Source organism: Pseudomonas sp. AO-1 (genome assembly GCF_019775695.1).
Lineage (GTDB): Bacteria > Pseudomonadota > Gammaproteobacteria > Pseudomonadales > Pseudomonadaceae > Aquipseudomonas > Aquipseudomonas parakoreensis.
Map to the genome: position 1 here is coordinate 3612831 of NZ_CP079947.1, position 12151 is coordinate 3624981.

Genomic DNA, 12151 nt, shown 5'->3' on the forward strand with positions numbered 1-12151 from the left:
TGGCCATGCTGAACTCCATTTGAGATGGTGGGTATTTCCTAAACCTTTGAATGATAAGCCCACCAGTCGCCAACCGCGACCATTGGAAGCCTCGTACGGTCATTGCCGGTGATCTGGCACCAGAACGCCACAAGGCGCTCCCCCTCGGTGTAACGAGGTTCGGCGCCCTGCTTCCAGCCCAGCAGCGTGGTGCGAGCCACGCCGATGGCATCTGCCACAGACTGCGGGGAGTAGCCGGTGCGTGACAGCACGGTGATGACCGTGAACCAGTCAACCCGCTGTTCGGCCAGGGCGAGCATGGTCAGGCCCCAAACGTGTGCGCGCGCGAGACAGAGTGAGGTTGCGCGTCTGCCTCCCCCTCAAGTCCCCTGTGCATCCGGTAAGTCATTTCGGCGATAACTGCGGTGAATTCCATAACCGGTTCGCTGCACTCGTCGAAGTGGAACGGGTGAATGGCCCTGCGGTAACCGAGTAGCGCCTCGGGCTGCCCTGGTGCTGACAGGTCGACGTCAACGCCGATCATCACCCAGCCGTCTACCAGCTTGCGGCAGGCCCATTGCATAACTGGCTTTCTCATGATTTCCCCTCCCCAGGGTGTTTCAGTGGCAAACGGACGGCAGACCGAGCCAGTAGATCTGGAGGCCCATGTAGGTCAGGCTGCAGACTGCGAAGTAGCAGGTGAGCAGGACTGCGTTCAGAGTGTTCACGATGATTTCCCCTCAAGCGGGATGACGCGAACGAGAACGCCCGGGGTTTCGCCGAAACGCTTGCTCAGCGAGACGTTGACAACCTGGACGTCGTCCTTGAAAACGATGCCGTTGATCCCGTCACAAATGGCCTTGAGCACGTTGTCGGCGTCGGGCTTCTTGGTGGGCATCACCAGCCCGTGCAACGCTTCGAGGGTTTTCTTTCTCGACCAGGACGCAGCCACGGACACGAATATTTTCAGCTCGACCATGACGGGTCCGGTGATCAGGTCGCGCCCTGCCATGGCTGTCTGAGCTGCGATGGCAATGAGGTTTTCGTAGCTGGCAGTCTTGGCCGGCGTGAACATGCGAGCGTGTCCACCGATGGTGGTAACGCGTGGTCTGCCCTTCCCTACGGCTTCGCCTGGCACGACGAACGAAACTGGCGCGAGTTCAGACATGGTCGTTTCTCCGGATGCCCATCTTGGCGAGCAGCAACGCGCGGCAGGCCTTTGGGTCTTTTGGGATTTCGAGGGTGTCGACGATGCGGTCGACCTCGTTGCGGCTGTGCTCGAGCTGGACCTGCTCGCGTGGTCGCATGCTGTCGTTGCCAATGCCCTTGGCGATCCGCCCTTCCAGCGGCTGTCCGGTCTGTGCACGGCGCATGACGATCGCGTAGTTGCGTTCGAAGCGTTGCTTCAGCGCTTTGTCGTTGTGGGTCGCTGACTTCAGGTCAAACGTGCTGGTGGCTTCGGCGGCGATCCTGACGGCCTTGTGCGTGTAGGTGCCGCGAAGCGCTTCATCCCATGCTTGCGCCTCGGATGGCAGGCCGAGCAACTCTGCAGTTGGCTTGCACCAGTCAACGAACTGGCCGACGTTGGGCAGGAATGCGATTTTGGATTTGCGGGCCTGCTGGAAACCGAACGCCAGTTGCTCGTCGGAGTTGATCCCGCCCTGAATGAAACCCGCGATCCACTCACGCTTTGCGTTGAACAGGGCTGCGTCATCGGTCCACGCCTGACGCCATGCCGGGAAAATGCCTTGCAGCTTGTCGAACACGGTGTTCACGATTTCGGCGGTTCGCTGATCGACCTTGATCGGGGCGACGACTGGGGCCTGGGCGAGAGCCTGTTGTGGATCGAGGTTCTTAGTGATATCGGAAACGCTTTTCACAGGATCGGCTCCTTGGCCCAGTCGGTACTGGCCATGTTTAGCGGTTGTGGTCCGGATATGCGTGGTGGCGCCGTCATGCGGCGGTTGGCGTCTTCCTGGGCTTTGAGCAGCCAGTTGCGCCATGTGGCGATCCAGTCGGCTTTGGTTCCGCCGCTTCCGCGCCAGTAGTTCACGAACTTCTCGGTTTCGTTGACCAGGATCACGGCCGGGGCGCGTTCAGCTGCCCACTTGCGCATGTCGCCCGAAACGTTGAACGGCTCGGGCAATCGGGTTTTGCGCTTGGCTTTGGGTTCAGGTGCGACAGCCGGATTTTCTGCAAGGGGGGATAAAGGGGGTTTTAGATCTTCTTCTGTATCTCTTCTCTTCTCTTCTATATTCGTTGCGTTTTCGTTCAACGGTTGCTCAACGGTCGTTGAACGGGCGTTGCGAGCCTTTGGTTTACTTGGCTTTGCGGCCTGCTTGCGCGCCTCGGCCGACGCCTTTCCTGCTGCAATTCGCTGTTCTTGTGTGGTGCGAACGGAATCCAAATCACGCTCGATTCGGTCGTGAATCCACTCGTTATCACGCTCGTTGAAGAATTCCCGCAACGACCGTTCAACGTCCGTCCAACGCTCGTTGGAAAGCCTTGTAATCCGGGCCAGTCGGGACACTGGGATGGGCTTGCCGGTTTGCCAGTAGTTGAAGATCAGCAATAGGTACGCACCGTGCTCCTCGGTGGTGAGGTGCATGGTGTCGGCCAGGTAATCGGCGACGTATAGCTGCATGTACGGGAGGGCTGCCATGGCTATTCCTCCTGCAACTGGTCGACGTTCTGTATCAGCTCCATGTACCGCTTGGCCTGATGCAGAAGGGTTTCAATGTCGCGCTTGTCAAAGCACTGCATTGCCATCGGAACGACCTTGAGCCCGAGTACAGCCAGGATCTGGCAGAACTGCTCGAACTTCTCCGGCTTCATGCGGCTGATCGTCGCCTCGTCGCAACCGACTGCAAGCGCTACGGGCGCGTTGCCGACAGATGCAAGGTGCTGCATGAGAACCGAATAGTTCTTGCGGGCCCTTACGGTCTGCTCTTGGTTCAATGGGCTCGTCGACATGGTCAGGCCGCCGACTGATTAGCGTCTGGCTCGGGGAAAACCTGAGCCAGATCGCAAGCGGCGCCGAGATCATTCAGAGCTGCAACGATCAAGCGAGCGTCGGACAGTGAAGGTGTGCGGTCGCCACTCTCGTAGTTGGCGATTCGCGACTGGCCCCACTGGAGTTTTTTGTACAGGGCCGATTGGCGTACACCAGCGGATTCCCTGATTTCACGGATACGGTTCATGGGCATGGCCTCGAATGGATCTAGGCGAAGGATAAACACATAACGTGATTACGGCAAACACAATAAGTGAGCAACACCAATTACACAGCGTGATTAAAATTGACGCCATGGAAGAAACCATCGGTCAACGCATCAAGAAATTCCGCACACAGGCAGGGCTCTCGCAAGCAGCTCTCGCCAAGGCTTGCGGCTGGAAATCACAATCACGTGTTGGAAATTATGAGGTCGACAGTCGAGAGCCGACATTTGCCGATCTGGACGCCATTGCGAAAGCGGTAGGCGTGACGACAGGCGATCTTCTCGGTGCGAAAAGAACAGGAACGAGCTGGGCAATACCCTTAATTCTGGGAAGTACTGGTGCTGCAGTTGTTGGGGCCGCAGCTGCAAATTACCGCCTCAAGGAAGTGGGCGGTGTTGATGCGATCATTGCGCGCGTTGCCGAAGAAGCCAGCACGCTGGCGAAGTTCATGGTAGTCAGCCAGCAATGGGATAAGCTTTCAAAGGATCAGCGCCAAGAGGTTGCAATTCACTTGGCTGGGCCCAGCCCTGACGCCGCGAAACTCGTCGAACTATTCATTGCCATCAGCGAGGCTGCAATCGTTCGAGCAATTGGCCCAGAAGAAATCGACGCGCTCACTACTCTTATCCGCAATCGTCGCAACGAAAAGGTGCATCCGAATACCAAGGTCCGTAATTCCAACGCCTGACGAAAACACTTGGAGGTTGTTATGCGAGGGAAAATTGCTTTAGCCGGCTCAATCGTTTCGTTCGTTGGCGTTTTTTGGCTGATCGGCATCATCGCCAGCCTCCTTGGCCTACCAGTTTTTATAGATTATGGGGCCTCCCAAACCATAACTAGGGGAAGCGGGCGCTATTCATACGACGAAGAAGTTGACGGTGCGATGACCGATGTTGGTTTATTCCAAGTCGTGATCGCTGGAATGATTGCTTGGCGTATCTATCACCTGATTCTGACAGGATCATTTGTCCATGACCTGAGTGTTAAAAGCCGGAGGTCCTGGTGGGCTTTCTTCATTGCAGCCTTGGCATATATCACCGTGGTGACTCCCATTTCTTTGATTGAAATGCCTGGATTTGTGACTCGCTGTATTTCGCTGGGCGTACTCGCAGCTCTGTTTTTCTTCTTTAAAAGCCCACGTGGCGAACGCCTCATGGAGCACCTTGTAAAAATCTAGAAGCCAAATTTCTACCAAAACCCGCCTTCGAGCGGGTTTTTTTATGCCCACACAAAAAATAATCACAAATCGTGTTTGACAGCATAAACACGATGCGTGATTATTAATCACAGGTAACACGCATGAAAACGAAACCCGGCGAAAGCCAGCGCTCTTTAGATCGACCGATTCACCTTGCCGGATCACCACCGGCCCAGATTCACAGGCAAGCGATGGATCGGCCTCAACGATCCAGAGGGATGGCAACTGTCCCAGGGTGCGCAGCGTAAAGCCCCGAATCAGTTTTCCAGCGGACAGGGTCGCGGCTGGAGAGAAAGAAACACCGTCGCGCCTTGGCAACAGGGCGCATCGGAGTGTGATCGGATGAGCTGCAAGCAAACAGCGGGGTGGCCACCTCGACGCCCGGTATAGGGGTCGATTGCCCAGCCTTCACGATCACACTCCGATGCGGACGCCAACCCAGCAGACGCTGGACACCTGCATGTAGCGACACCAGAGATCGGCGAGCGCCCGCAAAGATGCCAACGGCGCGCATTACGGAGGATTTGCAGCCATGTAACAGACAGCCAACGACTCAGCCCCACATGGGCCAGTCGTCACGAAATGAGGGAAAAGGCCCGGTTTCGACTGGGCCTTTTTATTGAACTCAGTCGCATGCCTTCCCCTGCGCCCAACGGCAACCGGCAGGTACGAAGGCAGCCGAGTGACTTCACACACCGCCACCACGGAGGCGACCACCATGGAACACGAAGTGATTGTTGAAGGGTTTGTCCTCCAGGTGGAGGTGACCCGCTGCGAGAATATCCCGCCCTGCTTCAACGCTTGGAACAGCGACTGGGACTTTTACGGCAGCCGCGAGCTGGAGTTCAAAGTGCTGTCGGGCATCTGCTACGACGATGACGGGGTGCGGATGGATGTTCCCGCGCACCATCTGCCGGTGCTGGCTCAGCAGTACGGCAAGCAGATCGAGACGGCGCTGTGGGTGGAGATTGACGCCCTGCAACGTCGCAAGAACGGTCGGTGGGCAGCATGAGCGCCCATCACGATTTAGCCGTCGGCATGCTTGAAGGGTATATCGCCCGAGTTATTGACCCGGAGTGCAGTGCTGCCGTGGTGAAGGCCTCGGGCAATACCGCCATTCTGATCTTCCGCGCGCTTGGCGTTATCAGCGCTGACGAGGACGTCCACTACACCGAACGCTTGCACCGTGTTTACGAGCGCCGGCAAGGACAGACGCCATGACGATCATCTGCCGAACCGCCAAACAACTGACCGAAGCCCTGAGAAATCAGGGCTTTTTCTTGGTCGCCGATCTTCCCCGGCCGCTGCGCATTGAAGTGCGGCGCGGCATGTTGATAGCGAGGGTGTCATGAATCTGAACAATGAAGCGAAGGCGCGGGAAATTCTGGCCCGCTCGCCTTGGTGCAGCCAGCAAGATGCTTTGAAGGCTTGGGATGAGGCGATAGCGTTACTCAACGCAGCCCCCGAACCTTGGAACGGCGAAGGCCTGCCGCCGGTTGGTGCTGAGATTGAGGCGATGATGCGCCGAAACATGCACGACGATTACGCATGGCACCGGGCAAAAGTTGTGCACGGCGCATTGCCTCACTCGCCCGGCGAAGTGCTTGTTTTCGGACTCGAAACCACCAGCCCTTCTTGGGTAGACGAGTTCCGCCCAATCCGCACACCTGAGCAGATCGCGGCGGAAGAGCGCGATACGGCTGTTCAGGAAATGCGCGAGATTGCGGGCTCTAAGAATGCCTGGCCGTTTGAACAGCTCTACGACGCCGGCTACCGCAAGCAGCCTGTGCCATGACCACTCACCAGCGCTCCCGGCGCCGCGCGATCCGCATCACCTCGGCCGCTGTCGGTCTGACCTTCCTCACCATCGTCCTGCTGGGCCCTGCGCTCGGCGGACTGATCACCCAATAACCGAACCTCTTCACGCTGCGCCCCGCGCGGCAAGGAACCCTCATGTCAGAATTAACAACCCAACCCACCCAGGCGATCAAGCCGACGTTCAGCCTCGCCCCGCAGAACATCGAAGAGGCCCTAAAGTTCTCCGATTACCTGGCCAAGTCGACCATCGTGCCGAAGGACTTCGCCAACAACCCCGGCAACATTCTGGTGGCGATCCAGTGGGGCATGGAGCTGGGCCTGCAACCGATGCAGGCGATGCAGAACATTGCGGTCATCAACGGTCGCCCTGCCCTGTGGGGTGACGCGGTGATCGCCCTGGTACGCAGCTCGACACTTTGCGAATACGTCTACGAAAGTGACGACGGCGAGACGGCGACCTGCCGCGTCAAGCGCCGCGGTGAAGAAGAACAAAGCCGCACGTTCAGCATGACCGACGCCAAGCTGGCGGGGCTCGCCGGCAAGCAAGGGCCGTGGACGCAGTACCCGAAGCGCATGCGCCAGATGCGCGCTCGGGCTTTCGCGATGCGCGACGTATTCCCCGACGTGCTGCGCGGCATGCCGGTCGCCGAAGAGGTGGAAGACACTCCAACCGAGCGCGACGTTTCACCCCAGCGCGAGCGAGTCGCTGTTGAGCTACCAGCTTATCCCGATGAAAAGCTGGCCGAGAACCTACCGAAGTGGCGCATGGCGATCGAGACAGGACGCAGCACGCCCGAAAAGGTAATTGGCACTGTCGCCAGCAAATACACCCTCACGGCCGAGCAGGCCAAGGCTATCAACCAGTTGAAACCACTTGAAGGTGATGCCGAATGATCATCCACAACGTTGCTCAAGGATCCGCTGAATGGCTGGCCCTGCGAGCCGATTACTGGACCGCGTCCGAAGCGCCGGCGATGCTGGGGCAGTCCAAGCAGATGAAGCGCAGCGAGCTTCTGTTTGCCAAGAAAACCGGCCTCGACCGGGAAATTTCCTGGTGGGTACAGACGTTCCTGTTTGATAAAGGCCATGAGTTCGAAGCGTTGGCCCGCCCGATCGTAGAGGACTCTATCGGCGAAGAGCTTTATCCAATCGTTGGCTCCAGCGGCAAGTTGCTGGCGTCTATGGATGGCGCCACGATGCTTGGCGAAACGCTGTATGAACACAAAATGTGGAATGAAGAGCTGGCAGCACAGATTCGCGCCAAAGAGCTCGATCCGCATTACTACTGGCAGCTTGAGCAACAGTTGCTGGTGAGCGGCGCGGAACGAGTTATTTTCGTTTGCTCAGACGGAACCACGAAAAACTACGCCTGGATGGAGTACCGGCCAGTTGCAGGTCGCAAGGAAACCATCATTCAGGGCTGGAATCAGTTTGAAATCGACTTGGCGGCATATGTGCCGCAAGAGGCAAAGGTCGAAGCCATCGGCGCCGCGCCTGATCAGCTCCCTGCCCTGCGCATCGACGTGACCGGCATGGTTACCGCAAGCAACTTGGACGCCTTCAAGTCTCACGCGCTGACCGTGATCGGCAACATCAACACCGACCTGAAAGACGACAAGGACTTCGCGGACGCGGACGCAACTGTGAAGTGGTGCGGTGAAGTTGAGGACAGGCTCAAGGCAGCCAAGGAACACGCGCTGAGCCAGACCGAAAGCATCGACATCCTGTTTAAGGCGATCGACGACATCGCCGCCGAGACTCGCCGCAAGCGGCTGGAACTGGAAAAGCTGGTCAAGGCCCGCAAGGAGAACATCCGCACCGAGATCGTCATGGATGCGGCCAAGGCCTTGCAGGTGCATATCGACCAGATCGACGCAACGCTGGGCGGTCGCATCCGGATGCCGAAGGTGCCGGCGAACTTCGCCGAAGCCATCAAGGGCAAGAAGTCGGTATCCAGCCTTCGCGAAGCGGCGGACGCCGAACTGGCCAGGGCGAAGATCGAGGCCAGCCGCATTGCCGACGGCATCCGCATCAATCAGGCCAGCCTGAACGAACTGGCGGTGAATCATAAATTCCTGTTCCACGACGCACAGGAACTGGTGATGAAGGCCAACGATGACTTGGTGGCGCTGATCAAGGTGCGCATCAACGAGCATGACCAGCAGCAGGCTGAGCTGAAGCGCCAGCAGGAAGAAAAGGCGCAACTGCTCGCAGCTCAACAGCAGCAGGTCGTTGAGCCGGTCGCGCAGCAGCAAACAGTTACGTCAGTCGTCGAGCCGGCGCCTGTCACCACCACGCCGATCAAGGCAGCCGAAACTCCGGCTACGGTCGCCGACGATGGCCAGCGCTTCAAGCTGGGTGATCTGAGCGACCGCCTCGGCTTCACCGTCTCTGCGGGCTTCCTGAGTTCGCTGGGCTTCGAAGTTGTGGCCAAAGAGCGCGGCGCATCGCTGTACCGAGAAGTCGACTTCCCTCGCATCTGCGGCGCCCTGATCAACCACATCCAGGCCGTGCAGAACACTCGGGCAGCGGCGTGACATGGCTGCCCTGTCCGTCCTCGACATCTACGACAGTATCGAGGAATTCATGGCCATTCTCGTTGCCGCTGAGCTGCACGCCAGCGGCGGCTGGGAGTTGGAATTCGTCGAAAGCATACGCGCCAACTTCAAGCGTTTCGGCGCCCATACCAATCTGAGCCCGGCTCAACAATCGAAGCTTGAGCGCATTGCCAAGCACTGAGGGATCCCGATGAAGACTGAACACCGCGACATCATTGAGCGCGCCAAGCTGGCAGATGTTCCGCCGTCCTACCTCGCGCATGACCTGCTTGTGCATGACCTGGTCAACGCTGGCCTGTTCGAGCTGAAGAACCTGCACTCGCCCTACGGAAAGTTGAACGAGGGTCAGCAGCAGGAAGTTATTGACCGCCTGACCGAGGCCGCGACTAAAGCGGCATACAACGCGATTGCGATCATCAGCTCGCGCAACGTCGAGACGATCGAGGTCGAGGTGGTCGACGCCAAGTTCAAGAAGAAGGCTATCACTGTCACAGCATCTATCAGTGCTGACGACCCAAACCGCCACGGCCTGATCGACGTTGCCGGCAAGCTGTGCCTGTTGGTGCTGGCTCCGAACGACTACGCCGAGGGCTTGGACTTCATCAAGCCAGACCGCGATCAGAAGGAGTTTCCCCTCCACGTCAGCGACTTGACCGGCAGCCTGTTCGGTGGCGGTGCCGGGCCAGACGAACCGGACGGCGTGAAACACCCGCTCGGCACCGAAGAAGAGCTGAACGCGCTGGTGAACGAAGGTCGTTCTAGTGAACTCACCGAAGATCAGGTCGGCAGCAAAGACCCGCTCTACAACGAAGCCGTGGAACAGTTGACTGCCTACGGCCGACTGGGTGCTGCGGCAATTGCCGGTGCACTGAGCATCAGCAATGAGCGAGCATCCCAGATGCTCAACGCAATGGTCGAGTCTGGAGCTGCTGTAGCAGTTGATGGCGGCAACGTCTTCGAAATCAAAGGCGGTGCTGAGGCAGAAGGCAATGCCGAGGATGAAAACTTCGGCATCGTTGATGACGTTCACGATGTCGGTCAGTACATCGACATGGAAACCAAAGAGTTCGGCGACTTCAGCTACGACGACGCCAAGCAACTGATCGTGCTGAAGGCAGGCACCAAAGCCTTTAAGGCCCACTGGGTGCAAAGCCGGCTGGCGATCGACAGCGACAAGGTGGCATCCCTGCTGCTGCGTCTGCTCGATGACAAGGTCGTTGCGGTTGAAGCCGAGGGCGAATCAGCACTTGAGCACAGCTACAAGGTCATCGCCACGCTGGATCAAGTCGTTTAACCCATCCCATCGATACACCACAGGCGCCTCAGGGCGCCTTCTTTTCGCCTAAAGGAAAGTGCCCATGAACCTGCTCACCCCCTACGACACAGAGACAACCGGCCTCCCGCTGTTCAAAGAGCCGAGCGACGACCCGCGCCAGCCGCACCTGGTTGACATCTGCATTCTGGCTTACAGCCCGGACGGCACCCTAGTCGATTCCTTCGAAGCAATGGTGCGCCCCGATGGCTGGGTTATCCCCAACGAAGTTGCGGTGATCCATGGCATCACCACCGAAATGGCCATGGACATGGGTATCCCAGAGTCCGAAGCGCTGGACGGCTTCATGGCCATCCACGAACGCGCCGGCCTGCGGATTGCCCACAACATCCAGTTCGATGACCGCATCATGCGCATCGCGCTATCGCGGTATCGCGGTAAAGACGCGGCGGACGCGTTCAAGACCACTCCCGGCTACTGCACCTGTCAGTCCAGCAAGAACATCGTGAAATGCCCGCCCACCGCCAAGATGATCGCCGCCGGCTTCGGTCGCCAGTTCAAGCAGCCGACCGTGGCCGAGGCCCTGCTGCACTTCACCGGTGAAGAACTGGTCGGCGGCCACCGCGCCCGGCCCGACACCGAGGCCTGCGCCCGCATCTACTTCGCCATGAACCCGCCTGCTCAGGTGGCTTGAGCGTACGAATCAGTTAGACCGCAGCCACTCAGATAGCCGTGAGACTAAAGTGTCACGGCCACCTGAGTCCGGCGCATCTGACTTAATGGCCATCAACTCTTTCTCAAGAGTTGAAAGCTTTTCATATTCTTCAATTCTCGCACGCACAAACGCTTTAACTTCCTCTAAACCGCCACTACCAGGATTCAGATCGTTTTGTTTTTGAGATATTGCCAGAAGTGCGTCCTCACTCATAAATTCAGCAGTGAGTTCAATTAAGTCGTACGGCTCGATAGGCACAACGCTATTGCCATGACTCTTTGTTAAGAGCGTGTAATGAATTTTGTTTTTTGCAGACCGTACAACTCGCAACAGCTCATCTTTTACAAATGGCAAGCATTTCAAGCTTTTGGCCTGCGCGTAAACATCCCAAAGATCTTGCTCAACGCAGAGGTCTCCAGGAACGCCGTACTGTGCCTCTTTTTCGAATGTCCTCGATCTCAGGTTGAGCCTAATCGTTTCTATTTGGGACTTCTTCAGCTCCAGCAAATTTTCTTCTGCCTTGTCGTTTTCTTCTTTGAGTTTGACAACCGTACCTGCAATGGAAAACTCTTTAATTTTTCCTGCTAAAACACCAACTATTGCGATTGCTGCGGAGCCAATAAATAACTTTACGAACTCTCCCCCTTCCAGTTTTCCTATGTACAGCAGGTACCCGCCTAAAAGCGACGACAATATAAAAAAAATTATTGCGATTCCGCCAATCAATAAACGCATCTAAATCTCCTTGATTTGCCGACGATTACGAACGCCAACAACATCATAGCCCTCCCCCAAATAAAGCATCGAGGTTTCCATGAACTCACTCGCAAACGAGGCGCTTGCCCGCGCCCTCGGCCGTGCCCTGTCCGCTCCTACAGAGAAACAAAGGGCTCGGCCCGAACCGGTACCGGATCTGGTCATCACAGGCCCGATCAACCGGGTCATGCAACTGGAGGGCAAGCGGTACGCCATGGACTTCGTGCAGGGGCTTGGCGCTTCAATCCGCCGGGAGCCAGTCCGGACAAAGGCCATTGCCGACCTGACCCGCTACGCCCAGCAGCAGCCGGACAGCGTGGCCAGCGGCGTGAAGATCGTCATTGATGTGTTGAAGGGGGCGGCATGAAAGGACGCCCGATTCTGTTCAGCGCCCCGCTACTGTTCGCCCTGGCCGTGCTCGGCTTCCTGCTGGTGGTTCTGTCTTCAGTCGAACGCGAGCGGCAATTAGACGCTTACGTCCACTCCGGCGCGTGCAAGAAGGTCGGCGAAGCAACCGGCAACCTCAATCTGGGCTATGGCTCCACGGCCACCGGCCCCTCAGCGATCGTCACCACTGCCACCCTCGGAAAAACCGCATGGCTGTGCGATGACGGCGTGACTTACTGGAGGTGAGT

Annotated in this window: 21 protein-coding genes; 13 read left to right on the top strand and 8 right to left on the bottom strand. The window is 57.8% G+C overall.

The window, feature by feature from the left end:
* Positions 1–38 precede the first annotated feature (38 nt).
* The 7 genes from KVQ82_RS16480 to KVQ82_RS16510 form a co-directional block, all read right to left on the bottom strand.
* Positions 39–299 carry a hypothetical protein gene (locus KVQ82_RS16480; protein WP_222014531.1) on the bottom strand — a complete coding sequence of 87 codons (261 nt, stop codon included), beginning with the start codon at positions 297–299 and terminating at the stop codon, positions 39–41.
* A 2-nt stretch (positions 300–301) separates the two neighbouring features.
* Entirely contained in the window at positions 302–577 is a 276-nt protein-coding gene (locus KVQ82_RS16485; RefSeq protein ID WP_222014533.1) for a hypothetical protein, read from the bottom strand.
* A 126-nt stretch (positions 578–703) separates the two neighbouring features.
* Positions 704–1147, bottom strand: coding sequence for a RusA family crossover junction endodeoxyribonuclease (locus tag KVQ82_RS16490; RefSeq protein WP_222014535.1), 444 nt, complete (start codon positions 1145–1147; stop codon positions 704–706).
* Complete coding sequence (locus KVQ82_RS16495) at positions 1140–1859, bottom strand: replication protein P (protein WP_222014537.1); 720 nt, start codon at positions 1857–1859, stop codon at positions 1140–1142. Before KVQ82_RS16495 ends, KVQ82_RS16490 begins: the two co-directional genes overlap by 8 nt.
* Positions 1856–2641 (bottom strand): DUF1376 domain-containing protein, encoded by a 786-nt coding sequence (locus KVQ82_RS16500; protein ID WP_222014540.1) that lies wholly within the window; start codon positions 2639–2641, stop codon positions 1856–1858. Before KVQ82_RS16500 ends, KVQ82_RS16495 begins: the two co-directional genes overlap by 4 nt.
* 2 nt (positions 2642–2643) lie before the next feature.
* Entirely contained in the window at positions 2644–2952 is a 309-nt protein-coding gene (locus KVQ82_RS16505; protein WP_047299716.1) for a CII family transcriptional regulator, read from the bottom strand.
* Positions 2953–2954: 2 nt separating this feature from the next.
* Positions 2955–3179 carry a helix-turn-helix transcriptional regulator gene (locus KVQ82_RS16510; RefSeq protein ID WP_222014541.1) on the bottom strand — a complete coding sequence of 75 codons (225 nt, stop codon included), beginning with the start codon at positions 3177–3179 and terminating at the stop codon, positions 2955–2957.
* 44 nt (positions 3180–3223) lie between these two features.
* Here KVQ82_RS16510 and KVQ82_RS16515 point away from each other — a divergent pair, with 44 nt between their 5' ends.
* The 11 genes from KVQ82_RS16515 (at position 3224) to KVQ82_RS16560 (ending at position 10739) form a co-directional block, all read left to right on the top strand.
* Complete coding sequence (locus KVQ82_RS16515; protein ID WP_260687678.1) at positions 3224–3886, top strand: helix-turn-helix domain-containing protein; 663 nt, start codon at positions 3224–3226, stop codon at positions 3884–3886.
* A 21-nt stretch (positions 3887–3907) separates the two neighbouring features.
* Complete coding sequence (locus KVQ82_RS16520) at positions 3908–4375, top strand: hypothetical protein (RefSeq protein WP_222014543.1); 468 nt, start codon at positions 3908–3910, stop codon at positions 4373–4375.
* A gap of 739 nt (positions 4376–5114) precedes the next feature.
* Positions 5115–5408, top strand: coding sequence for a hypothetical protein (locus tag KVQ82_RS16525; protein WP_222014545.1), 294 nt, complete (start codon positions 5115–5117; stop codon positions 5406–5408).
* Positions 5405–5617 (top strand): hypothetical protein, encoded by a 213-nt coding sequence (locus tag KVQ82_RS16530; protein WP_222014547.1) that lies wholly within the window; start codon positions 5405–5407, stop codon positions 5615–5617. The genes KVQ82_RS16525 and KVQ82_RS16530 overlap by 4 nt, the downstream gene beginning before the upstream one ends.
* Positions 5614–5748 carry a hypothetical protein gene (locus KVQ82_RS31615; protein ID WP_256574599.1) on the top strand — a complete coding sequence of 45 codons (135 nt, stop codon included), beginning with the start codon at positions 5614–5616 and terminating at the stop codon, positions 5746–5748. The genes KVQ82_RS16530 and KVQ82_RS31615 overlap by 4 nt, the downstream gene beginning before the upstream one ends.
* The gene (locus KVQ82_RS16535) at positions 5745–6191 is read left to right on the top strand and encodes a hypothetical protein (RefSeq protein WP_222014549.1); all 447 of its coding nucleotides are present in this window, start codon (positions 5745–5747) and stop codon (positions 6189–6191) included. Before KVQ82_RS31615 ends, KVQ82_RS16535 begins: the two co-directional genes overlap by 4 nt.
* Positions 6192–6349: 158 nt before the next feature.
* Positions 6350–7108, top strand: coding sequence for a hypothetical protein (locus tag KVQ82_RS16540; RefSeq protein ID WP_222014551.1), 759 nt, complete (start codon positions 6350–6352; stop codon positions 7106–7108).
* Positions 7105–8751 (top strand): YqaJ viral recombinase family protein, encoded by a 1647-nt coding sequence (locus KVQ82_RS16545; RefSeq protein ID WP_222014559.1) that lies wholly within the window; start codon positions 7105–7107, stop codon positions 8749–8751. The genes KVQ82_RS16540 and KVQ82_RS16545 overlap by 4 nt, the downstream gene beginning before the upstream one ends.
* Before the next feature lies 1 nt (position 8752).
* The gene (locus KVQ82_RS16550) at positions 8753–8953 is read left to right on the top strand and encodes a hypothetical protein (protein WP_222014562.1); all 201 of its coding nucleotides are present in this window, start codon (positions 8753–8755) and stop codon (positions 8951–8953) included.
* A gap of 9 nt (positions 8954–8962) precedes the next feature.
* The gene (locus tag KVQ82_RS16555; protein WP_222014564.1) at positions 8963–10066 is read left to right on the top strand and encodes a DNA translocase FtsK; all 1104 of its coding nucleotides are present in this window, start codon (positions 8963–8965) and stop codon (positions 10064–10066) included.
* 64 nt (positions 10067–10130) lie between these two features.
* A complete protein-coding gene (locus KVQ82_RS16560; protein ID WP_222014565.1) occupies positions 10131–10739 on the top strand; it encodes a 3'-5' exonuclease in 609 nt (202 codons plus the stop codon).
* Positions 10740–10748: 9 nt separating this feature from the next.
* Here KVQ82_RS16560 and KVQ82_RS16565 read toward each other — a convergent pair whose 3' ends face one another.
* A complete protein-coding gene (locus KVQ82_RS16565; RefSeq protein WP_222014566.1) occupies positions 10749–11495 on the bottom strand; it encodes a hypothetical protein in 747 nt (248 codons plus the stop codon).
* Between the two features lie 79 nt (positions 11496–11574).
* Between KVQ82_RS16565 and KVQ82_RS31620 the strand changes: the two genes are divergently transcribed.
* The gene (locus KVQ82_RS31620) at positions 11575–11883 is read left to right on the top strand and encodes a hypothetical protein (protein ID WP_260687679.1); all 309 of its coding nucleotides are present in this window, start codon (positions 11575–11577) and stop codon (positions 11881–11883) included.
* The gene (locus KVQ82_RS16575; protein ID WP_222014567.1) at positions 11880–12149 is read left to right on the top strand and encodes a hypothetical protein; all 270 of its coding nucleotides are present in this window, start codon (positions 11880–11882) and stop codon (positions 12147–12149) included. Before KVQ82_RS31620 ends, KVQ82_RS16575 begins: the two co-directional genes overlap by 4 nt.
* Positions 12150–12151: the final 2 nt, after the last annotated feature.

Coding starts and splice junctions, on each gene's coding strand:
- KVQ82_RS16500 (WP_222014540.1), bottom strand. CDS start 2,641: ATGGCAGCCCTCCCGTACATGCAGCTATACGTCGCCGATTACCTGGCC.
- KVQ82_RS16555 (WP_222014564.1), top strand. CDS start 8,963: ATGAAGACTGAACACCGCGACATCATTGAGCGCGCCAAGCTGGCAGAT.
- KVQ82_RS16510 (WP_222014541.1), bottom strand. CDS start 3,179: ATGAACCGTATCCGTGAAATCAGGGAATCCGCTGGTGTACGCCAATCG.
- KVQ82_RS16545 (WP_222014559.1), top strand. CDS start 7,105: ATGATCATCCACAACGTTGCTCAAGGATCCGCTGAATGGCTGGCCCTG.
- KVQ82_RS16485 (WP_222014533.1), bottom strand. CDS start 577: ATGAGAAAGCCAGTTATGCAATGGGCCTGCCGCAAGCTGGTAGACGGC.
- KVQ82_RS16490 (WP_222014535.1), bottom strand. CDS start 1,147: ATGTCTGAACTCGCGCCAGTTTCGTTCGTCGTGCCAGGCGAAGCCGTA.
- KVQ82_RS16575 (WP_222014567.1), top strand. CDS start 11,880: ATGAAAGGACGCCCGATTCTGTTCAGCGCCCCGCTACTGTTCGCCCTG.
- KVQ82_RS16530 (WP_222014547.1), top strand. CDS start 5,405: ATGAGCGCCCATCACGATTTAGCCGTCGGCATGCTTGAAGGGTATATC.
- KVQ82_RS31615 (WP_256574599.1), top strand. CDS start 5,614: ATGACGATCATCTGCCGAACCGCCAAACAACTGACCGAAGCCCTGAGA.
- KVQ82_RS16560 (WP_222014565.1), top strand. CDS start 10,131: ATGAACCTGCTCACCCCCTACGACACAGAGACAACCGGCCTCCCGCTG.
- KVQ82_RS16550 (WP_222014562.1), top strand. CDS start 8,753: ATGGCTGCCCTGTCCGTCCTCGACATCTACGACAGTATCGAGGAATTC.
- KVQ82_RS16505 (WP_047299716.1), bottom strand. CDS start 2,952: ATGTCGACGAGCCCATTGAACCAAGAGCAGACCGTAAGGGCCCGCAAG.
- KVQ82_RS16535 (WP_222014549.1), top strand. CDS start 5,745: ATGAATCTGAACAATGAAGCGAAGGCGCGGGAAATTCTGGCCCGCTCG.
- KVQ82_RS16565 (WP_222014566.1), bottom strand. CDS start 11,495: ATGCGTTTATTGATTGGCGGAATCGCAATAATTTTTTTTATATTGTCG.
- KVQ82_RS16520 (WP_222014543.1), top strand. CDS start 3,908: ATGCGAGGGAAAATTGCTTTAGCCGGCTCAATCGTTTCGTTCGTTGGC.
- KVQ82_RS16525 (WP_222014545.1), top strand. CDS start 5,115: ATGGAACACGAAGTGATTGTTGAAGGGTTTGTCCTCCAGGTGGAGGTG.
- KVQ82_RS16480 (WP_222014531.1), bottom strand. CDS start 299: ATGCTCGCCCTGGCCGAACAGCGGGTTGACTGGTTCACGGTCATCACC.
- KVQ82_RS31620 (WP_260687679.1), top strand. CDS start 11,575: ATGAACTCACTCGCAAACGAGGCGCTTGCCCGCGCCCTCGGCCGTGCC.
- KVQ82_RS16540 (WP_222014551.1), top strand. CDS start 6,350: ATGTCAGAATTAACAACCCAACCCACCCAGGCGATCAAGCCGACGTTC.